A 22,599-nucleotide genomic window follows, 5' to 3' on the forward strand; every position below is an offset into this window, starting at 1 on the left:
GCGTCGCTTTTCGATTGCGGCCTCTACAATCCCGAAACCAAGAGCGCCGACGTGCGGCGCTGGCTCGGAGAGGAGGCGGCGCATGATCATCATCACCACGACGATGGTCATGATCACGCCTCCCATCATCACGACCACCGCCACGACGGCCGCGTGCGCTCCCACTCGCTCGTCCATGACGGGCCGGTGCCGTTCTCGGCGATCGAGATGTTCCTCGATTTGTTGCGCTCGACGCATGGCGAGAAACTGCTGCGCATGAAGGGCGTCATCGAACTTCAGGAGGATCCGTCACGGCCGCTGGTGATCCACGGCGTGCAGAAGATCCTGCATCCGCCGGCCAGGCTGCCGTCATGGCCGGACGGACGGCGCGGCACGCGGCTGGTGCTGATCACGCTCGACATGCCGGAAGATTATGTCCAGCGGCTGTTTTCCGCCTTCACCAACAAGCCGTCGATCGACACGCCCGACCGGGCGGCGCTCGAGGCCAATCCGCTGGCGATCGCCGGGCTGTAGCTGCAGAGGTCCGATTGGCCTATGCCGCGCCGCCGCGCTCGACCAGGAAGCGATGGCCGCCGTCGACCGCCGCCGTCTCGATCAGCTGATGGCCGGCATCGGCGCAGAAGGCCGGAATGTCGATCACGGCCAGCGGGTCGGTGGTTTCCAGCCACAGACGGCTGCCAGGCCGCATCGCGGCCAGACGCTTGCGCGCCTTCAGCACCGGCAGCGGGCAGTTCAGCCCCTTCAGATCGTAGGTAGCGGCGGACCAGGCCAAGATCGAGAAATCTCAGCCGCCGAACATGCCGAGCAGTTTCTTCTTCAGCTTCGAGACCGTGCCTTCGTCGGCACTTGCCGCCTGCTGCGTTTCCGGCACCGGTTGCGCGGAAGCCGCCTCGACGCCCGCGGTGACCACCGGCTGCTGAGCCGCCTGCTTGGCGGCTTCCTTTTCGGCCAGAGCCTGCGCCTTGGCGGCCGCCTTTTCAGCCTGCGCTTGCGCCTTCGCGGCCTTGGCCGCCTCGATCGCCGCAAGCCGCTGCTCCTCGGCCTTGCGCTTGGCCTCCTTCTCCGCGTCGAGCGCGGCCATCTTGCGGCCGAGCGGGGAATCGATGCGGCCCATCCGCGTCGTCTCGGTTACCGAGCCGTCCGCATTCATCGACGGCGGGTCGATCGGCACGCGCTCGCCGCGGGCGCGGCGCTTGGACCAGTCGGAAACGATGCTAGCTTCCTTGATGCCGGCGATGGCCGGCTTAGGCGGTAGTATGCTTCCCTTGACCGCGGCGTTGAAGGCGGCGTCGTAGCGCTTTTCGTAGTCGGCGTAGGCCGTTTTCAACGAATCAGGCTGTGTCATTGCCGGGCAGGGGCCTGTCGGGTCGAAAGTGGCGCCTTCGGGCGCTGCCTGATTGAAGACGTAGCGCTTCTCGCAGACGTCGACTTTCGGCGGCACCTTGGTGATCTCGAAATTGTCGTAGCCGACCTTCAGCATCTTCCAGAACTCGTAGTTCGGGTCGTTGCGGTAGCGCGCCATGTTGGCGGCGGTCATGCGGAACGGGAAGGCCTGGATCTGGAACTCGGTCTGGCCGCCCTGGAAGGCATCGCGGCCGAAAGCATAGATCTGCTCGATCTGGGCATCGGTCATCGAATAGCAGCCGGACGAGGAGCAGGCGCCGTGCACCATCAGATTGGAGCCGGTGCGGCCGTTGGCCCTGTCATAGGCGTTGGGATAGCCGATGTTGAAGGACAGATGGTAGTTCGAGCGCGGGTTCATCTGCGACGGACGCACCGTGTAGAAGCCTTCCGGCGCCTGGCGGTCGCCCTCGGTGTATTTGGGGCCGAGCTTGCCCGACCATTTGCAGATGTCGTAGGTGGCGACGAGATCGTAGCGGCCGTTGGTCTTGGCCTTCCAGATCTCCAGCTTGCCTTCTTCCTTGAAGATGCGCGCCATCACCGAGGAGGTGCGCACCATGCCCTTGGCCTTCATGTCGGCGAGGATCTTATCCGGCAGGGGCTTGTTGGCCTCCGGCGCAAAATCCTTCATCGACGAATCATTGCAGCCGGCGATGCCTATCGCGGCGACAAGGACTCCGGTGCGGGCAAGCTTGGCAAACATCGATACGGCTTTGTCTTTTCTCTCAGGCCAACGGCCTCGGCATGGCCGGCCCGCAGGCTCAACACCAATGGACCGTAAGCCCGTTAACCTTGAAAATTCCTTACCGCAAGCAATAGCCAACCCCTCGCGGATATTTTCATTGAGCCGAATGCGGCGGCATTTTTGTGGCGAAATTGTTAATCGCCGCCATAGTTGCGGCGAACGGCCGAATTAAACGGGTGGCGCTGGGGCAGACTCACGTGCTTTGTTTTCATGCATGTCGTTTTCGCAAAACCACTGCACAGTTTTGCGCGACATGCATTAAAGGCTGCGGCCCATCGCTAAATATTTCTCGCGGCGCTGCTCGCGGAAATCGGTGTTGGCGCCGGCAAAGTCCTTCATCGTCTTGGCGATCAGATCGCCGGTGGCGGCAATCACCGTTTCCGGCGCACGCTGGGCGCCGCCCATCGGCTCGGGAACGATGGCATCGATGATCTTCATTTCGAGAAGATCCTGGGCGGTGATCTTCATGTTGGTCGCCGCGTCCTTGGAACGGGTGGTGTCGCGCCAAAGAATAGAGGCCGCGCCCTCGGGCGAGATCACCGAATAGATGGCATGCTCAAGCATGTAGACGCGGTTGGCGGTGGCGATCGCGATGGCGCCGCCGGAGCCGCCTTCGCCGATGACCACCGAGATCGACGGCACTTTGAGCGCTAGGCAGGCTGAGGTCGAGCGCGCAATGGCCTCGGCCTGACCGCGTTCCTCGGCGCCGACGCCGGGATAGGCGCCGGCGGTGTCGACCAGCGTCAAAAGCGGGATCTTGAAGCGGTCGGCAAGCTCCATCAGCCGAACCGCCTTGCGGTATCCCTCGGGCCGTACCGAACCAAAATTGTGCTTGATGCGGCTTGCCGTGTCGGAGCCCTTCTCCTGGCCGATCACCGCCACCGGCTCGCCGCGGAAACGGGCAAAACCGCCGACGATCGCCTGGTCGTCGCCGAAATTGCGGTCACCGGCCAACGGCGTGAAATCGCTGAACAAGCCCTTGATGTAGTCGAGGCAGTGCGGCCGGTCCGGATGGCGGGCCACCTGGACCTTCTGCCAAGGGGTGAGCGCCTTGTAGAGATCGCGCAGCGCATCGCGCGAACGCTTCTCCAGCCTGCCGATCTCGTCGGCGACATCGACCGCCTCGCCGTTCTCCGCGAGCTTCTTCAGCTCAAGGATCTTGAGTTCCAGATCCTGCACCGGCTTTTCGAAATCGAGGTAATTATACATGCTGGGGCGGACCGATCCGTCGGAAGGCAATGGCTGGCGGAACCCTGGAAATGCTGGCTCCGGGCGGTGGAACGTCGCCCTCACATAGCGGTATGAAGCCTAGTCGGCAAGCGGATGATGATCGTTGACCAGCCGCACCAGCCGCTCCTCCAGCACATGAGTGTAGATCTGCGTGGTGGAGATATCGGCGTGGCCAAGCAGTTGCTGCACGGCCCTGAGATCCGCACCGTTCTGCAGGAGGTGGCTGGCGAAGGCGTGGCGCAGGACATGCGGCGAGATCTTGGTCGAGGCGATGCCGGCCCGCGCCGCCAAGCCTTTGAGATCGCGTGCGAAAACCTGCCGGGAGAGATGACCGCTGTCGGAAGAGGCTGGGAACAGGAACGGGCTGTCGGCATAGGCCGGCACCTCCGCCCTGGCGGCAAGCCACGCCCGCATCGCGGCGCGCGCCTTGGCCGACAGCGGCACCATGCGCTCCTTGTCGCCCTTGCCGCGCACCATGAAGAAACGGTCGTCGCGCAGCGCCACCGTCACCGGCAGACCGACAAGCTCGGAAACGCGCAGGCCCGTGGCATAGAGCACCTCGACCAGCGCGTGCAGGCGCAGCGCCGCCAACCGGTCGCCGTCGGGCGCGGCCCCGCCCGCCTCCTCGGCCGCGCGGTCGACCAGGCGGCCCGTCTCAGCCTCGGTCATGGTCTTCGGCAGCGGCCGGCCCTTCTTCGGGCTGTCCAGCGTGCCGGTCGGGTCGTCGCCGCGCAGGCCCTCGGCATAGAGGAATTTGAAGAATTGGCGGATCGCCGACAATTTGCGCGCCTGCGAGGTCGGCGCAAAGCCACGCGCCGCGATGTCGTCGAGATAGGCGCGGATGTCGGCAGCTGCCGCTCCGGCCAGCCCGCCACCGATAGCTTCGGAGGCGTCTTCGAGGTCGCGGCGGTAGGAGGAAAGCGTGTTCTCGGCCGCACCCCGCTCGGCGCTCATCATCTCCAGAAAGGCTTCGATGCGGGCCGCGCTGTTCATTTGGCCGGGTCAGTTCTTCTTCGGATTGAGCTTTTCCGCGGGAATGCGCACGCTCATTTCGGCCTTTTTCGGCTCCACGAACATCGCCAGCGCGAACATCGCGCCATAAGCGACGCCTGCAAGAACCGCCAGCGTCACGACAAAGCGAAACAATGTCGGCATTCAGTCTTCGCCCGTCTTCTTGTTCTGCGATTCCAAACCCTGTGCCCTTATGGGACGCCATTCCGGCCAATTCAAGGACGAAGGGCTGGGGCAGAGGATTTGTCGAGGAAGCTTCTCGACGGAAGAGGGGCGATCTGGCCCGCCTGCGGCGGCCTGCTTGACGCAAACGGGCTTTTGATGTCGATACGGCGCAAAGAGGGTTCCGCATGAACGCGCTGCCAGCAAATCCGCCGGACGAAGGCCGTGTCGCGCTGCTCGAGCGGCTCGGCAGCCGCTCGATCGTCTTCGTCGGCCTGATGGGCGCCGGCAAGACCGCAATCGGCCGCAAGGTGGCGACAATGCTTTCCCTGCCCTTCATCGACAGCGACCAGGAGATCGAGAGCGTATCGCGCATGACCGTGCCGGAGCTGTTCGACCGTTATGGCGAACCTGAGTTCCGGGCGCTGGAGCAGCGGGTCATCTTGCGTCTGCTCGAAAACGGCCCGCAGGTGCTTTCCACCGGCGGCGGCGCCTTCATGAACGCGCAGACGCGCGAGGCGATCGAGGCGCATGGCGTCTCGGTCTGGCTGAAGGCCGATCTCGATCTCCTGATGGAGCGGGTTTCGAAGAAGCAGAACCGGCCGCTGTTGAAGAATCCAGATCCGCGCGGCGTGCTGGAGAAGCTGATGGGCGAGCGCTACCCGGTCTATGCCACCGCCGACCTCACGGTTTCGACCCGCGACGACCGCAAGGAAGTCATCGCCAGCGAGGTGGTATGCGCGCTTTGCGCTTACCTTGGGATCGCGCCAATCGCCACCAGCGACGACGAGGTGGAGCCTTGAGCCATAGCGAACCGGTGAAGGTCGAGGTCGGACTCGGCGACCGTGCCTATGACATACTTATCGGGCCCGGCCTGCTTTCCGGCTCAGGAACCGAAATCGCAGGCCGCCTTCCCGGCACGCGTGCGGCCATCGTCACCGACGAGAACGTCGCCGCAGCGCATCTCGAAACGCTGCAGGCCGGCCGGCAGGGTGATGACGGCCGGTGAAAAGACCAAGAGCTTCACCCACCTCGAAGAGGTCGTCGACGGCGTGCTCGCCGCCAAGCTCGAACGGCGCGATGTCGTCGTGGCACTTGGCGGCGGCGTCATCGGCGACCTTGCCGGCTTCGCCGCCGGCATCGTGCGGCGCGGGATGAACTTCGTGCAGGTGCCGACATCGCTGCTGGCGCAGGTCGATTCTTCCGTCGGCGGCAAGACCGGCATCAACAGCGCGCGCGGCAAGAACCTTGTCGGGGTCTTCAACCAGCCAAAACTGGTGCTTGCCGATACCGGCGTGCTCGACACTTTGCCGATCCGCGAATTCCGCGCTGGCTATGCCGAGCTCGCCAAATACGGGCTGATCGACCGTCCCGGCTTCTTCGCCTGGCTGGAGGAGAACTGGCAAAAGGTGTTCGCCGGCGGCCCGGAACGGACCGAAGCCATCGCCGAGGCTTGCCGCGCCAAGGCCGATGTGGTCGCCCGCGACGAGTTCGAGACCGGCGACCGCGCGCTGCTCAATCTCGGCCACACATTCGGCCATGCGCTCGAAGCCGCCACGAATTATGACGGTGCCCGTCTCGTCCATGGGGAGGGGGTCGCCATCGGCATGGCGCTGGCGCACCGCTTCTCGGCGCGTCTCAATCTAGCGAGCCCGGACGACGCGGAGCGCGTCGAGGCGCACCTTCGCGCCGTCGGCCTGCCCTGGCGGATGGCCGACATAGCGGGCCAACTGCCGGATGCCGAGACGCTGCTTGGCTTCATCACCCAGGACAAGAAGGTGTCGCGCGGCGCGCTTACCTTCATCCTGACGCGCGGCGTCGGCCAGGCCTTTATCGCCAAGGACGTGCCGCCCTCCGAAGTGCTGTCCTTCCTCAAGGCGAGCCATCCCGGATGATCGACTTCGGCTGGATCGCCGCAGCCGTCCTTGCCGCCGTGATCGTGCTGGCGTTTCTCTTGCGCACGCGGCTCTTCGCGGCGCTCGGCTACAGTCTGCGGCCGATCGAACCGACGGAGCCCGAGCAGGATGAGCCGGACGAGAACGGCGACGAGACCCGCCGCAGCGGGCAGGCGCGCGAGGATCGCAACCGGCTGGGCGCGCTTTTCGAACTCGAGGAGCTCGAGGTTTCGGACGTGATGGTCCACCGCACCAACATGCGCTCGGTCAACGCCGACGATCCGCCGGAAATGGTGGTGCGCGAGATTCTGCAGAGCCCGCATACCCGCATGCCGCTCTGGAAAGGCTCGCTCGACAACATCGTCGGCGTGCTGCATGCCAAGGATCTGCTGCGGGCGCTCAACGAGGTGGGCAACGACTTTTCCAAGATCGACGTGACAAAGATCGCCTCGAAGCCATGGTTCGTGCCCGACACCACCACCTTGCAGGATCAGCTCAACGCCTTCCTGCGGCGCAAGGCGCATTTCGCCATCGTCGTCGACGAGTATGGCGAGATGGAAGGGCTGGTGACGCTGGAAGACATCATCGAGGAGATCGTCGGCGAGATCGCGGACGAGCACGATGTCGACATGCAAGGCGTCAAGCAGGAGGCCGACGGCTCGGTCGTCGTCGACGGCACGGTGGCGATTCGCGACCTCAATCGGGCGCTCGACTGGGATCTGCCGGATGAGGAGGCGACGACGATCGCCGGTCTGGTCATTCATGAGACGCAGACGATCCCAGACGAGAAGCAGGCCTTCACCTTTCACGGCAAGCGTTTCGTGGTGATGAAGCGCGACAAGAACCGCATAGCAAGGTTGAGGATCCGGCCCGCTGGCGAGGGTTAGGGTGTGCCGAGGTCAGACCCGCCTGCAGACGGCGGCTTCCTGCGTCTCGGAGGTCAAAGTTCCTTCGTCGAGCGCTCGCTGAGCACGGCGCCGGTTTCGGCATCCATTGCCGCCAGGCTAACGTCATAACCCCATAGGCTCCGGATGTGGCGCAAGGTCGCGTCGCGGCTTTCGTCCTCTAGCTGGATGCCGTCCTTGACCTTGTGCTGCAGCCGCAAATGCCGGTCTCCCAGAAGATCCACGTCGACCACCTGGATGTCGGGCCGGCTCGCCCCTACATCGTAGCTTCGGGCCAGCGCGGACCGTATCTTGCTGTAGCCGCGCTCATTATGGATCGAGGCGACCTCGTAATGCGGCTCGTCGGCGCCGTCGGCCAGCACGAAGAGCCGCCATTTCCGGATCAGAGCGGGGCTCAGATACTGGCGGATGAAGGATTCGTCACGGTGGTTGGCCCAGGCGTCGAGCAAGGTGTCGCGCCAGTCGCCGCGGCCGGCGATGTCCGGAAACCAGTCGCGATCCTCTGCGGTCGGCTCGGTCGAGATGCGCTGGATGTCCTGCATCATGCCGAGGCCCAGCGCATAGGGATTGATCCCGGAATAACGCGGATCGTCATAGGCCGGCTGGAAAACCACGTTCGAATGGTTTCGCAAGATCTCGAGCATGGCGCCTTCGCTAATGCGGCCGCGATCGAAAAGCATGTTCATCAGGGTGTAGTGGACGAAAGTGGCGCAGCCTTCGTTCATCACCTGGGTTTGCCGCTGCGGGTAAAAATATTGCGCGATCACACGCACGATCCTGATGATCTCGCGCTGCCAGGGCTCAAGCACCAGGCTGTTCTTCTCGAGGAAGTAGAGCAGGTTCTCCTCGGGTAGATTGAGCGATTTCTTCCGCTCGGCCAAGCTTTCGTCCCCTGCCTCCGGCTTGTTCTTGTCCTGCGCGGTCGGCAGCGTGCGCCACAAATCATTGTAGGAACGCTCCTCATATTCGAGGCGCTCGCGAAGGCCTTCGCGCTGCTGTTCCGACGACAGCTTCGGCGGCCGATGGTAGCGGAACACGCCTTGCTCCATCAGCGCGTGGGCGGCATCGAGCACCGCCTCGACGGCCTGCAGTCCGTGCCGTTCCTCGCATCGGGCGATGTAGCCCTTGGCGAAGTCCAGATAGCTCAGGATGCCTCCGGCGTCCGTCCATTGCCGGAAGAGATGATTGTTTTTGAAGAAATGGTTGTGGCCAAGCGCGGCATGGGCGGTCACCAGGGCCTGCAAGGCCATGGTGTTTTCTTCCATGAGGTAGACGATGCAAGGGTTGGAGTTGATGACCAGTTCATAGGCCAGACCGCGCGCGCCCTTGCGGTAGAGAAGCTCGTTGTAGAGGAAATGCTTGCCGAACGACCAATGCCGATACATCAGCGGCATGCCGACCGAGGAATAGGCGTCGAGCATCTGCTCGGAGGAAATGACCTCCATCTGCACCGGATAGATGTCGAGGTGAAGCTCTTCGATCCCGATCGCCTCGATCTCGTCGTAGACCCGAGACAGTTTCGCAAAATCCCAGTCCGACCCGGAAAATAACAGTTCGGATTTGCGCGCCTGATTGACCATCGGCCTATGTCCCATCCGCTCGCGTTCTCACGCGCTCTTGCGCAGACTAGGCTGCCTTGCGAAGAGCTCGCGAAAGACCGGATAGATATCGGCGGGAGCCGCGATGCGCCTCATCTGGAAATTCGGCCACTTTCCGTCGACCGCGTTGTAGGCGCGCCAGAGCGACGTTCCGTTCTCGGTGGAGCCGAAAATGTGGCTTTCGCGTTCGTCGATGATTTCCACATAGGCGAAATACTGGCACAGGCGCATGAGCTTGCGGTCGAGAAGTTCTATGCAGCGCTCGGAATCGGTGGCGAAGTTGTCGCCGTCGGAAGCCTGAGCGGCATAGATATTCCATTCCGCGACCGGATAGCGCTGCTCTATGATGCGGTGCATTTCCTCGAGCGCCGTCGAGACGACGGTACCGCCGCTCTCGGTGTGGTAGAAGAAGGTGTGCTCATCCACCTCCTTGGCCTCATGGGTGTGGCGGATGAAAACGATGTCCGTCCTTTCGTAGCGCCGCGTCAGGAACAGATGCAGCAGCACGAAAAACCGTTTGGCCAGATCCTTCTCGCGCTCTCCCATCGATCCCGACACGTCCATCAGGCAAAACATGACGGCGCTGGCATTCGGCACCGGTTGGGGGTCGAAGCGGTTGAACCGAATGTCGACCGGATCGACATAGGCGATCCGCCTGCGCCGGCGTTCAAGCCGATCAACTTCCTCGCGCAGAGCAGCGATGCGTTCGCGCGTTGCCTCGGTTGGCGGCTTCGCTTCCAACTCGGCGATCTGCGTTGAGATGGCGTCCAGCTCCGCCTGCTTGGGACGCCTGAGCGCGATGCGGCGGCCGTGGCTGTTTCGCATGGTGCGTCCGACATTGACGTTGGTCGGCGCCCCGCTTGCCGTGAAGCCCGCCCGTCTTGGCTTGAAGCTCAGTATCTGCTTGAGATTGAGCTTGACCAGATCGGGCAGTTCGAGATCTTCGAAGAAGAGGTCGAGCACTTCCTCGCGCGACAGCACGAAGCGAAAGTCGTCCTCGGATTGCTTGGTTCCCGGCGCCGAAGAGCCAGTGCCGCCGCCGCCAGGCTTGGGTATCAGATCACCGGGACTGAACGATTTGTTGCCGGGCAGTATGTACTGGCGCTGCCCACTATCCCTGGCGTCGCTGAAGGTCGGTTCGCTGGTGCCTTTGCGGGGCATCGGCACGGCATGCTCGCGGTCGACCTCGGCGATGCGGCCTGTCCGGACATGGTCGCGGATGCTGCGCTTGAGCTCTTCCCGGGCGCGCTTGAGGAAGCGCTGGCGATTGCTCAGGCTCTTGTCCTTCGGATTCAGGCGGCGGTCGATGAAGATCGGCATGCGAACCCTTCGGGCTTTGCTCAGCCAGCCTTGTTCACGCGCATGTACCAGTCGACCAGCCGGCGCACCTGCCGCTGAGTGTAGCCGCGCTCCACCATCCGCTGCACGAATTCGTTGTGCCGCTTCTCGGTGACGCTGTCCTGCTTGGAGCCGAAGCTGATCACCGGCAACAAATCCTCGACCTGACCGAACATGCGCTTCTCGATCACTTCGCGAAGCTTTTCATAGCTCGTCCAGGACGGATTGCGGCCATGGTTGCGCGCCCGGGCGCGCAAGGTGAACTTGACCACCTCGTTGCGGAAATCCTTGGGATTGGCGATGCCGGCCGGCTTTTCAACCTGCGACAGTTCCTTGTCCAGGACCTCGCGATTGAGGATCTGGCCGGTATCGGGATCCTTGTAGTCCTGATCCTCGATCCAGGCATCGGCATAGGCGATGTAGCGGTCGAAAAGGTTCTGGCCGTACTCGCTGTACGATTCCAGGTAAGCCTTCTGGATCTCGTGGCCGATGAACTCGGCGTAGCGCGCTGCAAGTTCCGATTTGATGAACTCGAGGTACGCGGCTTCGGTTTCCTTCGGGAATTGCTCGCGTTTGATCGCCTCCTCGAGGATGTACATCAAGTGCACGGGATCGGCTGCGACCTCCTTGGTGTCGTAGTTGAAAGTCTGCGACAGAATCTTGAAGGCGAAGCGCGTGCTGACCCCGGTCATGCCTTCGTCGACGCCGGCGGCATCGCGATATTCCTGGACCGACTTCGCCTTCGGGTCGATCTCCTTGAGGTTCTCGCCGTCATAGGCGCGCATCTTGGTGTAGAGCGGCGAGTTCTCGTGCTCGGCAAGCCGGGTCGAGACGGTGAAACGGCTGAGGATGTCCAGCACTTCTGGCGCGCAGGGACTGTTCGCCAGATCGCTCTCGCGCAGAAGTTTCTCGTAAATCTGCCTCTCTTCGGTGATGCGAAGGCAGTACGGAACCTTGACCACGAGGATGCGGTCGAGGAAGGCCTCATTGTTCTTGTTGTTCTTGAATTGCTGCCATTCCGATTCGTTGGAATGGGCAACGACGATGCCCTGATAGGGGAAGGAGCCGAAATTCTCGGTGCCGTTGTAGCTGCCTTCCTGGGTTGCCGTCAGCAACGGGTGCAGGACCTTGATTGGCGCCTTGAACATCTCGACGAACTCGAGCAGGCCCTGCGTCGTCCGGTTCAAGCCGCCGCTGTAGGAGTAGGCATCCGGATCGGATTGGCTGAAATGTTCCAACTGCCTGATGTCGACCTTGCCGACCAGAGCCGAGACATCCTGGTTGTTCTCGTCGCCGGGCTCGGTCTTGGCGATGGCGATCTGACGCAGACGCGATGGCGACAGCTTGACCACGCTGAATTTGGAAATGTCGCCGGACAGTTCGTCGAGCCGTTTGGCCGCCCAAGGCGAGATGAGCCCATTCAGGCGGCGGCGGGCTATCCCGTATTTGTCTTCCAGCAGATCGCCCATCCGATCGGGATGGAAAAGGCCAAGCGGCGATTCGAATATAGGGCTGATCTGGTTGCCAACCTTTAGCGTGTAGATCGGGCGCTGTTCCATAAGCTTCTTCAGCCGTTCGGCAAGCGAGGACTTGCCGCCGCCGACCGGCCCGAGCAGGTAAAGGATCTGCTTGCGCTCCTCGAGACCCTGCGAGGCATAACGGAAATATCCGGCGATGCGCTCGATCGTATCCTCCATTCCGTAGAAATCGGAGAAGGAGGGGTACACCTTGATGGTCCGGTTCGAGAAGATGCGCCCGAGCCGCTCATCCTTGCTGGTGTCGACCAGATTGGGCTCGCCGATGGCCTCGACCATTCGTTCGGGCGCCGAGGCATACATGGATTTGTCTTCGCGGCAGCCAAGCAGATACTGCTGGAGGCTCATCTCTTCCTGGGCCGCGTTGGAATATATCTCCGAAAACAGATCGAAGACGTCGGATTGGTTCTCTCGCATGATATTCTGCCCTCAGAGCCGCTCTGGTTGCCAGTCGGCCAGTCGGCTCGTCTCGTATTCAACTGCCGGAAAGCATTGTGGTTCCCTCATATGAGAGAGAGCGCCTGCAATCGGGCATTGACGACTCACAGCACCCGATGCGGACGGAATGCTCACCCATGATGATTAGGTGGTGATGGCCGGGAGAGCTTCAAGGAAAATCTTAGGTTTTCCACTCACATGTCGTGGTCGGGAACGTAGAGGCAGAAGGAATGCTGAGAATTCGCGTCGCCTCCGGGCTTACACTCGTGAAAGAACTCGTCACGCGAACGCCTGATCCGACGATCGGAGTAGGGAATGAGCTCTCCGGTGGAGAGCTGGTACCCATATTTCGTTTCCTTCACGTCGGCCGCGGGTGCTTGGTAGCAGTCCATTCCCGAGCAGCATGAGCTGTCATACTGCCAGCCCGTGGGCGCCTGATGCGCAGCCGCCGGAGCCGAAAGGAATAGCGCCAGCGCAATTGCCGGAAACAGGCGCAGAGGTTCCGAACGGCTTGTGCGCCGATTGGGCGGCGCGGATGGAGGTCGATACGTCTTCCTCATTGGTGGTCACCGTTCGGAAGCGTCGGCCGAGGGCATCGGTCCTTCGGTCCGACTAGCAATCCGCCCAGCATGGACGAGGCCAGGGCCGGGCCTGCATCAAACCGCCAGATCAGGCAAATGTTCCATGGTGCTTCCCCGGGCGGCGGAGCGCGCCGGCCATGCAACCGCGGCCCACGATCGCGCGGCCCGGCTACGGGCAGGGGAACCAAAGTCGCCCTATTCGACGGCGGCGCCTATTGGCATATGGCGATTCAACCACCGCTTCGGGGAGAACGGCGATGCGCTGACTGCCGCCGTCATGGCTTTCCTGAAGGCGAGGGTCGCCTGAACGCGCCGGCACTCCTGAAACTGGATCACTTCAAAGTCGTTGACCGGACATTGCGGCATGAACACTTGTCGGCTCAATTGTCCGGGGACAATCGGACGAGAGGGAACGCGATGAATGGCGCCGATGTGCTTTGCGATGTGCTGCTGGCGAATGGCGTGAATGTCTGCTTTGCCAATCCCGGTACCTCGGAAATGCACTTCGTCGCCGCGCTCGACCGCAAGCCGGAGATGCGCTGCGTGCTCGGTCTTGCCGAGGGTGTGGTGACGGGTGCCGCCGACGGCTACGCCAGGATGACCGACCGCCCGGCCGCGACGCTGCTCCACACCGGCCCCGGATTGGCCAATGGCCTGGCCAACATCCACAATGCCCGGCGCGCCCGCGTGCCGATGATCAACATCGTTGGCGACCATGCCTCCTATCACCTGCCGCTCGACGCGCCGCTCACCAGCGACATTGAAGGTCTCGCCGCGCCGATGTCGAACTGGGTCCGCCGCATCGCCGGTCCGGCCGACGTCGCGCCGGCCGCGCAGGCGGCTTTTCGCGCTTCGCTGACGCCTCCCGGCATCGCTACGCTGATCCTGCCGGCGGATGCGGCGTGGGGAGAGGCCAGTCCGCTCCTGTCGGCCAAGGTAGAGCTTGCGGCGCCGCCTTCGGTCGATGCAGCTATCGTGCGCAAGATTGCCGGAGCCATTCGCGTCGCGCCCGGTCGCGTCGGCATGATCCTGCGTGGGCCGGCCGCGCGTGAGGATGCCTTGGAAATCGCCGGACAGATATCGGCGGTTTCGGATGTCCGGCTGTTCAGCGACGTTCTGATCGCCCGGATGCAGCGCGGCCGGGGCCGCGTTGCGCCTACCCGCGTTCCATATCCGATCGACTCCGCGCGCACCCTCCTTGCCGACATCGATCTCCTGATCCTCGTCGGAGCCAGTGAACCGGTGGCGTTCTTTGCCTATCCCGGAAAGCCGGGCCGGCTTGTGAGCGAAGACTGTGAAGTGATGTCGTTGGCCGAGCATGGCGAGAATTTGAAGGCGGCACTCGCTGCGCTTCGCGACGAACTGGGCATCAAACCGTCGCAGCCGGTGCCCGTCGCCACGGCCTTTCCCAATGAGCCGGCCCCGCGCGGCAAGCTGACGGACGACGCGGTTGCACTTTCGGTAGCCCGGAAGCTGCCGGAGAATGCGATCGTCTGCGACGAGGCCGTCACCTCGGCGCGGCGCTATTTTGCGCTCTCGGCCTTTGCCGCCCCGCACGATTACATGATGGGCACAGGCGGATCGATCGGCGGCGGCATTCCAATGGCGACTGGCGCGGCCATCGCCTGTCCTGGCCGCAAGGTGCTGAATCTGGAGGCGGACGGCAGCGGCATGTACACGGTGCAGGGTTTATGGACCCAGTCGCGGGAAAAGCTCGACGTGGTGACGATCGTCTTTTCCAACCGGACCTACGCCATCCTGCACGGCGAGATGCGCAATGTCGGGGTGAACGCGATCGGCGAGAATGCCAGGCGAATGCTCGACCTTGATCAGCCGGCTCTGGACTGGGTTTCGCTGGCAGCCGGCATGGGGGTGGAAGCAGCCCGCGCCGACACATGCGAGCGCTTCGACTCGCTGCTCGACAGCGCGCTGTCGCGTCCGGGGCCGTTCCTCATCGAAGCGGTGATCTGAGCGGCCCCCGGCCCGCCGAGCTTACCAGCGTGTCTTCTCACCAGGTGCTGCAGGCTCAATCGCCAGCGCGTGCACGCCGGCCTTCAATTCGTCGGCAAGGAGGCGATTGACGGCGCGGTGGCGCTCGATGCGGTTCATCCCGGCAAAATTCTGCGAGACGATACGGACGCGGAAATGGGTCTCGCCGGTGCCGTCGAAGACGGCCTCGTGGCCGTGCTCGACGTGGTGATGGCCGGCGTGAAGATGGCTTTCGTTGATGACGGTGAGCCTTTCCGGCGAAAATGCCGCCTTCAGCTTGTTTTCCATCGTCGACTGTATGGACATCGGGGCTTCCCTTCACCACATCTGCGGTACCGCCGCAAAATCTGTGCTTTCGACCGCTTTAGGCCGCGATTCAGCGGTTAGGGCGATCATCGGCGAAATGTCAATTCTTGTTTCGCGGTAGCGAACAGCCCATAAATGGGTGAGGATGAAACCGTATCCCAAATATTTCGAGAAGATTCGCATCCGGCCGGAAAAGGACGCGGAGCTGAAGTCGCGCGCGCCGATCTGCCAGTGGGACGGTTGCAGCGAGGCCGGTACGCATCGCGCGCCGGTCGGGCGCCTGAAGGAGGGCGAGTATTTCCGCTTCTGCTTTGAGCATGTGCGCGAATACAACAAGAGCTTCAACTACTTCTCGGGCGTGTCGGACAGCGAGATCGCCCGCTTCCAGAAAGAGGCGCTGACCGGACACCGGCCGACCTGGCGCATGGGCGCCAATGGCGGCGGCATGCGTTCGGCACCCGACTTCGCGCAGCAGCGCTCCGGGCGTGCAGGCTACTACAACCGCATGCGCGATCCCTTCAATCTGTTCGGCGGCGGAACGCGCGAAGTGCGCGAGCGCAAGGCAAAGCCGCTTGAGGCCAAGGCGCTGGAAACGCTTGGCCTTGATACAAAGGCGACTGGCAAGGATATCAAGGCGCGCTATAAGGAACTCGTGAAGCGCCACCATCCGGATGCGAATGGCGGCGACAGAGGTTCGGAAGACCGGTTCCGCGATGTGCTGCAGGCCTATCGCGTGCTCAAGCAAGCAGGATTGTGCTGAGCGACCCTACGGTCCATGTCGTTTTCCAACTTTCATAAGGTTGGAAAAGGCTCTAAGACCGCCCCCGAACAAAATCGATTGCCGGCGAAACGCGGCGTTTCGCCCGTGGAGACGTTGATAGAGATGAACAAGGTCGATCGCGACATCGCCAACCTGCCCGATACGACGGTGCCGGTGAAGGAGAAATTCGGCTTCGACTCCAAGATGGTGGTTCCGGCCTATTCGGCGGCGACCGAGCACGTGCCCGACATCGACCCGGACTATCTGTTCGACAAGGCAACGACCTTGGCGATCCTCGCCGGCTTCGCCTACAACCGCCGCGTCATGGTGTCGGGCTATCACGGCACCGGCAAGTCCACCCATATCGAGCAGGTCGCCGCGCGCCTGAACTGGCCCTGCGTGCGCGTCAATCTCGACAGCCATGTCAGCCGCATCGATCTCGTCGGCAAGGACGCCATCGTCGTCAAGGAAGGCCTGCAGGTCACGGAATTTCGCGACGGCATCCTGCCCTGGGCCTATCAGCACAACGTCGCGCTCTGCTTCGACGAGTACGATGCCGGACGCCCGGACGTGATGTTCGTCATCCAGCGCGTGCTGGAATCGTCGGGCCGGCTGACGCTGCTCGACCAGAGCCGCGTCATACGCCCGCATCCGGCCTTCCGGCTGTTCGCCACCGCCAACACGGTGGGTCTCGGCGACACCACCGGGCTCTATCACGGCACGCAGCAGATCAACCAGGCGCAGATGGACCGCTGGTCGATCGTCACAACGCTCAACTACCTGCCGCACGACAACGAGGTGTCGATCGTGCTGGCCAAGGCCAAGCACTATCGCGACAGCAAGGGCAAAGAGATCGTCAACAAGATGGTGCGCGTCGCCGACATGACGCGCTCGGCCTTCATCAATGGCGACCTGTCGACGGTGATGAGCCCGCGCACGGTCATCACCTGGGCCGAGAACGCCGAGATCTTCGGCGACATCGGCATGGCGTTCCGGCTCACCTTCCTCAACAAATGCGACGAGCTGGAGCGTTCGGTGGTCGCCGAATTCTACCAGCGCGCCTTCGGCGAGGATCTGCCGGAGAGCGCCGCCAACGTGGTGCTGGGGTAAGGCGCGTGCCGGAAGGCTTGGCCTTTCGGACCACAACGCGCAAGGAATGATCGATGGCGGGTCCGGGCGACAACACGCGCAACAAGCCGAAGAACGGGTCTGAAGCGGACAGCTTCAAGCGCGCCGTCACCGTCTGCATGCGCGCCGTCGCCGGCGACAAGGATCTCGAGGTCGGCTTCGCCAAGGACCGGCCGGCGCTGGCCGGCAACCGCGCCCGCCTGCCCGAACTGCCGAAAAAGGCTTCCCGGACCGACATCGCGATCACCCGCGGCATCGGCGATTCCATGGCGCTGAAGCGCGCCTGCCACGATCAGCGCATCCACAGCAAGCTGGCGCCGGAAGGCAAGCTCGCGCGGGCTATTTTCGATGCCGTCGAGCAGGCCCGCGTCGAGGCGATCGGCAGCCGCGCCATGCAGGGCGTGGCCGACAATATCGGCTCGATGCTCGAGGACAAATACGCCAGGGCAAACCTGGTCGACGTCAAGGACAAGGCCGACGCCCCGCTCGAGGAGGCGGTGGCGCTGATGGTGCGCGAAAAGCTCACCGGCCGCACCGTGCCGAAGAGCGGCGAGCGACTGGTCGATCTGTGGCGGCCCTGGGTCGAGGAAAAGGCCAGCAGCGACCTCGACGGCCTGTCGTCCAGGCTCGATGACCAGCAAGCCTTCGCCCGCATCGTGCGCGACATGCTCGTCTCCATGGAGATGGCCGAGGAACTCGGCGACGACCAGGAGACGGAAGACTCGGAGGACAACGAGGAAAACGAGCAGCAGGGCGAGGAGCAGAGCGAGGAAGGCGGCGAGGACGATTCCGGCTCCGAACAGTCGCAGTCCGAGGACGCGGAGGCTTCGGCCGACGAGGAAGAGTCGGCCGAAACGGAGGCGACCGACGCCACATCGGACGATCTTTCCGACGAGGATGATTCCGACGCCGAGACGCCAGGCGAGGCGCGCCGCAACGAAAATCCCTTCCTCAACCTGCCTAAGGAAATCGACTACAAGGTCTTCACCACCGCCTTCGACGAGACGGTCGGGGCCGAGGACCTTTGCGAGGAAGAGGAGCTCGACCGGCTCCGCGCCTTCCTCGACAAGCAGCTCGCCAATCTCTCTGGCGTCGTCGGCCGCCTGGCAAACCGGCTGCAGCGCCGCCTGATGGCGCAGCAGAACCGTTCCTGGGATTTCGACCTGGAGGAGGGCTATCTCGATCCATCCAGGCTGGTGCGCGTCGTTATCGATCCGATGCAGCCGCTGTCCTTCAAGCAGGAGCGCGACACCAAGTTCCGCGACACGGTGGTGTCGCTGGTGCTCGACAATTCGGGCTCGATGCGCGGGCGGCCGATTACGGTTGCCGCGACTTGCGCCGACATCCTGGCGCGCACTCTGGAGCGCTGCGGGGTTTCGGTGGAAATCCTCGGCTTCACCACACGTGCGTGGAAAGGTGGGCAGGCACGCGAGAAGTGGCTGAAGGACGGCAAGCCGTCGAATCCGGGCCGGCTCAACGATCTGCGCCACATCATCTACAAGTCCGCCGACCATCCGTGGCGGCGCGCGCGCCGCAATCTCGGCCTGATGATGCGCGAGGGTCTGCTCAAGGAAAACATCGACGGCGAGGCGCTGCTTTGGGCGCACAACCGGCTGATCGGCCGGCCGGAACAGCGCAAGATCCTGATGATGATCTCGGACGGCGCGCCGGTCGACGATTCCACGCTCTCGGTCAACCCCGGCAACTATCTGGAGCGCCATTTGCGCGCGGTGATCGATCTCATCGAGACGCGCTCGCCGGTGGAGCTTTTAGCCATCGGCATCGGCCACGATGTCACGCGCTACTATCGCCGCGCCGTCACCATCGTCGATGCCGAAGAGCTGGCCGGCGCCATGACGGAGCAATTGGCATCGCTGTTCGGCGAGGAGAGCGCGCGCGACACGCGGCGCGGTGGTTTGAGGCGCGCCGGATGATCCTTTCGCGGGGCGGATTCCGGCGGACGGCTTTTGTTTGCGCGCTGGCCTGTTCGGCCGCCTCTCCGGTCTTCGCCGAGGGAGGCGCTGTGGTCGAGGCGATCGAAGTTTCAGCGCGGCCGATCACCGAGTTCCATATCGGCCGCGACCGGAAACAGTTCGGGTCGCTCGAGTTCGTCGGCGGGCTGGAGATGACCTCGCCGTCGCGCGATTTCGGCGCACTTTCGGCTTTCCGCTTCCTCAAATCAGGCAGCGATTTCATCGGCGTCACCGATACCGGCTTGTGGTTCTTCGGCACCATCACCCACGATGCCGACAAGCGCCCCTCGGGCGTGTCGAATTTCCGCATGCAGCAGATGGTCGACGCCTCGGGCCAGCCGATCGAGAAGAAATGGGAGGTCGACGCCGAAGGCCTCGCGGTCAAGGACGGTATCGCCACCGTCGGTTTCGAGCGCGACCAGCGCGTCGTCCAGTTCAAGGTCGAGCCGGACAATATGAAGGCGCCGTTCAAGACGCTCGACTATCTGGTCCCGGCGCGGGAGCTGCGCCAGAACCGCGGCTTCGAGACGGTCACACACGCCAACCCTTACGGCCAGCACGAGGGCGGCCTGGTCGTGGTGTCGGAAAAGAGCCTCGACAAGGCCGGCAACATCTATGCCGCCATCATCGAGGGACCGAGTAAGGGCGTCTTCACCATCAAGCGCAACGGCAATTTCGACATCACCGACGGCGCCTTCCTGCCCGATGGCGACCTGCTGCTACTCGAGCGCAGCTTCTCGATGGCGCGCGGGGTGAAGATGCGGCTGAGGCGTATCTATGGCGAGAGCATCGAGAAGGGCGCGGTCGCCGACGGCCCGGTGCTGATCGACGCCGATATGGGCTACCAGATCGACAATATGGAAGGGCTCGACGTCTGGACCCGCGACGACGGCGCGCTGATGGTGTCGCTGGTGTCGGACGACAATCAATCGATCCTGCAGCGGAACCTCTACCTGGAATTCATCCTGCATCAGGATTGAGCGGTGCTTGGTTTTGTCCAATTCGGGACGGAAAACCGCTGCGCATTTGTCCCGAAGTTGCCCGCCCTCAGCGGACTTTATAGATCTCGACCGGCTTGCTCGCCGTCGCCCTGTCCAGTTCCAGCCAATCGGGAACGTCCCGCTTCAGCAGCCTCGCGGCCAGGCCCTTGGGAGCTTGGGCGGCGAGCGAAAGCTCTTCCGAATTGCCGCGGCATATGGCGACCAGCCCGACATGCTCGCGCTCAATGATGGCGCGGGCGGCATCCGGCGTTCCCATGAAGGCGTCGAGCATGGCGAGATTGCCGCCGACATTGCGATGATAGGGGCCGGCCAACGCCCTATGGCCGGTAAACATCAAGATGGGGGAGCCGAGATTGGAGGACGCAAGCACCGTCGTTGCCGGCATGCCGGCCAGGTCGCTGAAGTCCGAGGCCTTGCCGCAGGTCAGCGCATGATCGGCATCGGAATTGATCTTTGCGGGTGCCTTTTGGACCACGGACTGCGCGGCGACGGCGACGCCGGCCCAGGTCGCATTGAGCGACACCAGCCATGCCGCCGCGATGCGGGTGGAGACGCGCCACGACTGCGCGGCGGTTGCCTGCAGGCGAACCCCGGCGATCCAGGTCGAGAGCGGCAGCACCGCGAAGGCAACCGAGAAGGTCGAGCCGCGCACCTGCCATAGGCTGACGGCGAAAGCGACGATCAGCAGCACGGCGGTAAGGGCTTCCTCGCGGCGCAGGCGGCGGCTGCGCAGCTGAAGGCCAATCAACAGGATTGCGATGAAGGGCGTCACATAACGCGCCGCCATCAGCTTCGGCTCGTTGACGGCCACGCTGAGGAAGGGCTGCGCCTCAACGACGTCGTTCAGCCAATAGGTGCGAATGCGCTCATCCATGCCGGCATAGGGCGATGCCAGGCATTGCGGGAAGAACAGGAACGCAACGGCTGCAATTGCAACGGCCAACGCGGACATTGAGAGGAACCGCCGCTTAGCCGTCGACTGTCCGGGTAGACCCGCAATCGCCGCCAGTCCAAAGCCCGACAGCGCCGCGATGACGAACTGGAAAGCCGAGAAGGCGTCGCACTCGGCCACGCCCCAGGCCGACGGCGGTATGGTGGCAACGAGAACCACCAAAGCTATCGCGGCAAATCCGATGCCGAAGCCGCGCGCGGTCTGGCGCTCCCTTTCATCAACGATGAAGAGCACGGCGGCGCAGGCGCCAAGTGTGGCCACATAAGGCGCCGTCTCCATGCCGACGGCAAGGGTGAGGCCTGCACACAGGCCGGACAGAAGAGCGGCTGACCGCCGGAAGGGAGCCTCCGTCATAAGCCAGAGACTGGCTGCCGTGAGCAGGAGCTGGACGTTGTGGTGGTCAAGGGTGCCAGGGTGGAAAATGCCGATAAAGAACAGCGCCGCAGTGGACAGCACCAGCGCAGGCATCGCCACGTCCGTACCGGCGAAACGCCGGGAAGCGCGCAGGATGACGAATATGGTGAGCCCATATAGGGAAAGCGGCCAGATGATCTGCGCTGCCTTTTCAGCGGCAGCCGTGCTGGCGCCTAGGACCCGGAAGGTGAAGATGATCAGCGCGATCGGGGTGTCGACCAGCCGCGACCAGTGCATGACGAAGCCGCCGGGCAGGCCCATCCTGTATTGATGAAGATCGAACCAGCCCTGTCCACCCAAGAGGTCGCGAACTTCGACCAGCCTCAGCATGCTGTCATTGTCGGCGCCAAGGTCCGCGATCGTTGGGAAGCCGGAGATCGCATTGATCCCCAGCACGAGCAGCGTCGCGCAGAGCGAAAGCAGAAGGTCATGTTTCCAACCGGTGCCCTGGATGGTCATGCTGATGGCAATGTCCTGGATCGTTTTGGCGATCCTGCACCAATGGCCGTAACAAAGCGTAAAGCCGCGAAGGGCCGCTTCAAGGGTCAGGCGATGGCCGGCTGGCTCCAGCGGGCGGCAAGCAGCCGGTAGGGGATCAGCGCCACCACCGCGATGATCAGTTTGACCGAGAGATCGCCAAGCGCCCAGGACACCCAGCGCATGGTTTCGACAGGCATCACGCCCATCAGCGGTGCCGTCTCCAGCGCGAAGCCGTCGTTCGGCCCGACAAAGGCGAAGGCGGCGGAGAAGCCGACGCCGAAGAACACCACCGTGTCGAAGACAGAGCCGACCAGCGTGCCGACGATCGGCGCGCGCCACCAGCTTTGCCGGCGCAGACGATTGAACACGGTCACGTCGAGCAGTTGTGCGGCGAGGAAGGCGGCGCCGGACGCGGCCGCGATTCGCACCAGCCGGTCAGCGGCGGTCTCGAACGCGATCAGACCGTGGCGGAACAGGAAGGGCGGAACGAGGATCGAGCAGACGACCGCCGTCATGAAGCCGACGAAGACCACTTTGCGCGCCACAGCGGGGCCGTAGCGACGATTGGCAAGATCGGTGACCAGGAAGGAGAAAGGATAGGTGAAGGCGCCCCAGGTGAGCAGGTCGGCCAGCGACAGGCCGCCGATCTGGCCCTGCATCGGGAACTGGACAAGGATGTTGGACGCCACGACGACAAGCGCCATGGCGGCCACGAAAGGCAGGTATCGTGAAAGGAAGTTCATTTTTTTATCCTGGG

General features: G+C 63.3%; 20 protein-coding genes and 1 pseudogene. 10 read left to right on the top strand and 11 right to left on the bottom strand.

Going from position 1 to position 22,599, the window contains the following annotated elements:
- The coding region (locus tag EOA79_RS11960; RefSeq protein ID WP_206639240.1) for a GTP-binding protein at positions 1–513 on the top strand (513 nt) is incomplete at its 5' end.
- A gap of 19 nt (positions 514–532) precedes the next feature.
- Here EOA79_RS11960 and EOA79_RS11965 read toward each other — a convergent pair.
- From EOA79_RS11965 to EOA79_RS11985, 5 genes are all read right to left on the bottom strand, one after another.
- Entirely contained in the window at positions 533–772 is a 240-nt protein-coding gene (locus EOA79_RS11965; protein ID WP_067319197.1) for a sulfurtransferase TusA family protein, read from the bottom strand.
- Between the two features lie 12 nt (positions 773–784).
- On the bottom strand, positions 785–2,104 hold the full coding sequence (locus EOA79_RS11970; protein ID WP_095824004.1) for a murein L,D-transpeptidase family protein: 1,320 nt from the start codon (positions 2,102–2,104) through the stop codon (positions 785–787).
- A 300-nt stretch (positions 2,105–2,404) separates the two neighbouring features.
- Positions 2,405–3,355: an acetyl-CoA carboxylase carboxyltransferase subunit alpha gene (locus EOA79_RS11975; protein WP_067319192.1), complete on the bottom strand. Its 951-nt coding sequence runs from the start codon at positions 3,353–3,355 to the stop codon at positions 2,405–2,407.
- Positions 3,356–3,454: 99 nt separating this feature from the next.
- Entirely contained in the window at positions 3,455–4,369 is a 915-nt protein-coding gene (locus tag EOA79_RS11980) for a site-specific tyrosine recombinase XerD (RefSeq protein ID WP_095824003.1), read from the bottom strand.
- A 9-nt stretch (positions 4,370–4,378) separates the two neighbouring features.
- Positions 4,379–4,531: a histidine kinase gene (locus EOA79_RS11985; RefSeq protein ID WP_066990358.1), complete on the bottom strand. Its 153-nt coding sequence runs from the start codon at positions 4,529–4,531 to the stop codon at positions 4,379–4,381.
- A gap of 206 nt (positions 4,532–4,737) precedes the next feature.
- Here EOA79_RS11985 and EOA79_RS11990 point away from each other — a divergent pair, with 206 nt between their 5' ends.
- The 3 genes and pseudogenes from EOA79_RS11990 (at position 4,738) to EOA79_RS12000 (ending at position 7,331) form a co-directional block, all read left to right on the top strand.
- The gene (locus EOA79_RS11990; protein ID WP_095824002.1) at positions 4,738–5,352 is read left to right on the top strand and encodes a shikimate kinase; all 615 of its coding nucleotides are present in this window, start codon (positions 4,738–4,740) and stop codon (positions 5,350–5,352) included.
- A pseudogene (gene aroB, locus EOA79_RS11995) lies at positions 5,349–6,444 on the top strand (3-dehydroquinate synthase). Before EOA79_RS11990 ends, aroB begins: the two are co-directional and overlap by 4 nt.
- Complete coding sequence (locus EOA79_RS12000; RefSeq protein WP_067319184.1) at positions 6,441–7,331, top strand: transporter associated domain-containing protein; 891 nt, start codon at positions 6,441–6,443, stop codon at positions 7,329–7,331. The pseudogene aroB and the gene EOA79_RS12000 overlap by 4 nt, the downstream one beginning before the upstream one ends.
- A 53-nt stretch (positions 7,332–7,384) precedes the next feature.
- Here EOA79_RS12000 and EOA79_RS12005 read toward each other — a convergent pair whose 3' ends face one another.
- Genes EOA79_RS12005 through EOA79_RS12015 form a run of 3 tightly spaced genes read right to left on the bottom strand, consistent with a single transcriptional unit; the run spans position 7,385 to position 12,237 of the window.
- A complete protein-coding gene (locus tag EOA79_RS12005) occupies positions 7,385–8,929 on the bottom strand; it encodes a SpoVR family protein (RefSeq protein ID WP_095824001.1) in 1,545 nt (514 codons plus the stop codon).
- A 27-nt stretch (positions 8,930–8,956) separates the two neighbouring features.
- Positions 8,957–10,267 (bottom strand): YeaH/YhbH family protein, encoded by a 1,311-nt coding sequence (locus EOA79_RS12010; RefSeq protein ID WP_095824000.1) that lies wholly within the window; start codon positions 10,265–10,267, stop codon positions 8,957–8,959.
- Positions 10,268–10,287: 20 nt separating this feature from the next.
- The gene (locus EOA79_RS12015; RefSeq protein WP_066990342.1) at positions 10,288–12,237 is read right to left on the bottom strand and encodes a PrkA family serine protein kinase; all 1,950 of its coding nucleotides are present in this window, start codon (positions 12,235–12,237) and stop codon (positions 10,288–10,290) included.
- Between the two features lie 705 nt (positions 12,238–12,942).
- Between EOA79_RS12015 and EOA79_RS12020 the strand changes: the two genes are divergently transcribed.
- Positions 12,943–13,146 carry a hypothetical protein gene (locus tag EOA79_RS12020; protein WP_095823999.1) on the top strand — a complete coding sequence of 68 codons (204 nt, stop codon included), beginning with the start codon at positions 12,943–12,945 and terminating at the stop codon, positions 13,144–13,146.
- 110 nt (positions 13,147–13,256) lie between these two features.
- On the top strand, positions 13,257–14,810 hold the full coding sequence (locus tag EOA79_RS12025; protein ID WP_095823998.1) for an acetolactate synthase large subunit: 1,554 nt from the start codon (positions 13,257–13,259) through the stop codon (positions 14,808–14,810).
- 21 nt (positions 14,811–14,831) lie between these two features.
- On the opposite strand, the gene EOA79_RS12030 is transcribed toward EOA79_RS12025, so the two are convergent.
- On the bottom strand, positions 14,832–15,134 hold the full coding sequence (locus EOA79_RS12030) for a BolA family protein (protein ID WP_067319180.1): 303 nt from the start codon (positions 15,132–15,134) through the stop codon (positions 14,832–14,834).
- Positions 15,135–15,279: 145 nt separating this feature from the next.
- Between EOA79_RS12030 and EOA79_RS12035 the strand changes: the two genes are divergently transcribed.
- The 4 genes from EOA79_RS12035 (at position 15,280) to EOA79_RS12050 (ending at position 19,975) form a co-directional block, all read left to right on the top strand.
- Positions 15,280–15,894 carry a J domain-containing protein gene (locus tag EOA79_RS12035; protein ID WP_066990335.1) on the top strand — a complete coding sequence of 205 codons (615 nt, stop codon included), beginning with the start codon at positions 15,280–15,282 and terminating at the stop codon, positions 15,892–15,894.
- 123 nt (positions 15,895–16,017) lie between these two features.
- Positions 16,018–17,004, top strand: coding sequence for a cobaltochelatase subunit CobS (gene cobS, locus EOA79_RS12040; protein WP_066990333.1), 987 nt, complete (start codon positions 16,018–16,020; stop codon positions 17,002–17,004).
- 53 nt (positions 17,005–17,057) lie between these two features.
- A complete protein-coding gene (gene cobT / locus EOA79_RS12045) occupies positions 17,058–18,956 on the top strand; it encodes a cobaltochelatase subunit CobT (protein ID WP_095823997.1) in 1,899 nt (632 codons plus the stop codon).
- Positions 18,953–19,975, top strand: a complete 1,023-nt coding sequence (locus EOA79_RS12050) for an esterase-like activity of phytase family protein (protein WP_095823996.1) — start codon at positions 18,953–18,955, stop codon at positions 19,973–19,975. The genes cobT and EOA79_RS12050 overlap by 4 nt, the downstream gene beginning before the upstream one ends.
- A 67-nt stretch (positions 19,976–20,042) precedes the next feature.
- Here the strand turns inward: EOA79_RS12050 and EOA79_RS12055 are convergent, their stop codons facing one another.
- A complete protein-coding gene (locus tag EOA79_RS12055; protein ID WP_095823995.1) occupies positions 20,043–21,821 on the bottom strand; it encodes a polysaccharide biosynthesis protein GtrA in 1,779 nt (592 codons plus the stop codon).
- Positions 21,822–21,907: 86 nt separating this feature from the next.
- Positions 21,908–22,585 (bottom strand): queuosine precursor transporter, encoded by a 678-nt coding sequence (locus tag EOA79_RS12060; RefSeq protein ID WP_095782450.1) that lies wholly within the window; start codon positions 22,583–22,585, stop codon positions 21,908–21,910.
- Between the last annotated feature and the right edge of the window lie 14 nt (positions 22,586–22,599).

Origin of the sequence: Mesorhizobium sp. M1A.F.Ca.IN.020.03.2.1, from assembly GCF_004023205.1 — a bacterium.
Taxonomy (GTDB): Bacteria; Pseudomonadota; Alphaproteobacteria; order Rhizobiales; family Rhizobiaceae; genus Mesorhizobium.

Coding starts and splice junctions, on each gene's coding strand:
- EOA79_RS11970 (WP_095824004.1), bottom strand. CDS start 2,104: ATGTTTGCCAAGCTTGCCCGCACCGGAGTCCTTGTCGCCGCGATAGGC.
- EOA79_RS11975 (WP_067319192.1), bottom strand. CDS start 3,355: ATGTATAATTACCTCGATTTCGAAAAGCCGGTGCAGGATCTGGAACTC.
- EOA79_RS11980 (WP_095824003.1), bottom strand. CDS start 4,369: ATGAACAGCGCGGCCCGCATCGAAGCCTTTCTGGAGATGATGAGCGCC.
- EOA79_RS11985 (WP_066990358.1), bottom strand. CDS start 4,531: ATGCCGACATTGTTTCGCTTTGTCGTGACGCTGGCGGTTCTTGCAGGC.
- EOA79_RS11990 (WP_095824002.1), top strand. CDS start 4,738: ATGAACGCGCTGCCAGCAAATCCGCCGGACGAAGGCCGTGTCGCGCTG.
- EOA79_RS12000 (WP_067319184.1), top strand. CDS start 6,441: ATGATCGACTTCGGCTGGATCGCCGCAGCCGTCCTTGCCGCCGTGATC.
- EOA79_RS12005 (WP_095824001.1), bottom strand. CDS start 8,929: ATGGTCAATCAGGCGCGCAAATCCGAACTGTTATTTTCCGGGTCGGAC.
- EOA79_RS12010 (WP_095824000.1), bottom strand. CDS start 10,267: ATGCCGATCTTCATCGACCGCCGCCTGAATCCGAAGGACAAGAGCCTG.
- EOA79_RS12015 (WP_066990342.1), bottom strand. CDS start 12,237: ATGCGAGAGAACCAATCCGACGTCTTCGATCTGTTTTCGGAGATATAT.
- EOA79_RS12020 (WP_095823999.1), top strand. CDS start 12,943: ATGGTGCTTCCCCGGGCGGCGGAGCGCGCCGGCCATGCAACCGCGGCC.
- EOA79_RS12025 (WP_095823998.1), top strand. CDS start 13,257: ATGAATGGCGCCGATGTGCTTTGCGATGTGCTGCTGGCGAATGGCGTG.
- EOA79_RS12030 (WP_067319180.1), bottom strand. CDS start 15,134: ATGTCCATACAGTCGACGATGGAAAACAAGCTGAAGGCGGCATTTTCG.
- EOA79_RS12035 (WP_066990335.1), top strand. CDS start 15,280: ATGAAACCGTATCCCAAATATTTCGAGAAGATTCGCATCCGGCCGGAA.
- cobS (WP_066990333.1), top strand. CDS start 16,018: ATGAACAAGGTCGATCGCGACATCGCCAACCTGCCCGATACGACGGTG.
- cobT (WP_095823997.1), top strand. CDS start 17,058: ATGGCGGGTCCGGGCGACAACACGCGCAACAAGCCGAAGAACGGGTCT.
- EOA79_RS12050 (WP_095823996.1), top strand. CDS start 18,953: ATGATCCTTTCGCGGGGCGGATTCCGGCGGACGGCTTTTGTTTGCGCG.
- EOA79_RS12055 (WP_095823995.1), bottom strand. CDS start 21,821: ATGACCATCCAGGGCACCGGTTGGAAACATGACCTTCTGCTTTCGCTC.
- EOA79_RS12060 (WP_095782450.1), bottom strand. CDS start 22,585: ATGAACTTCCTTTCACGATACCTGCCTTTCGTGGCCGCCATGGCGCTT.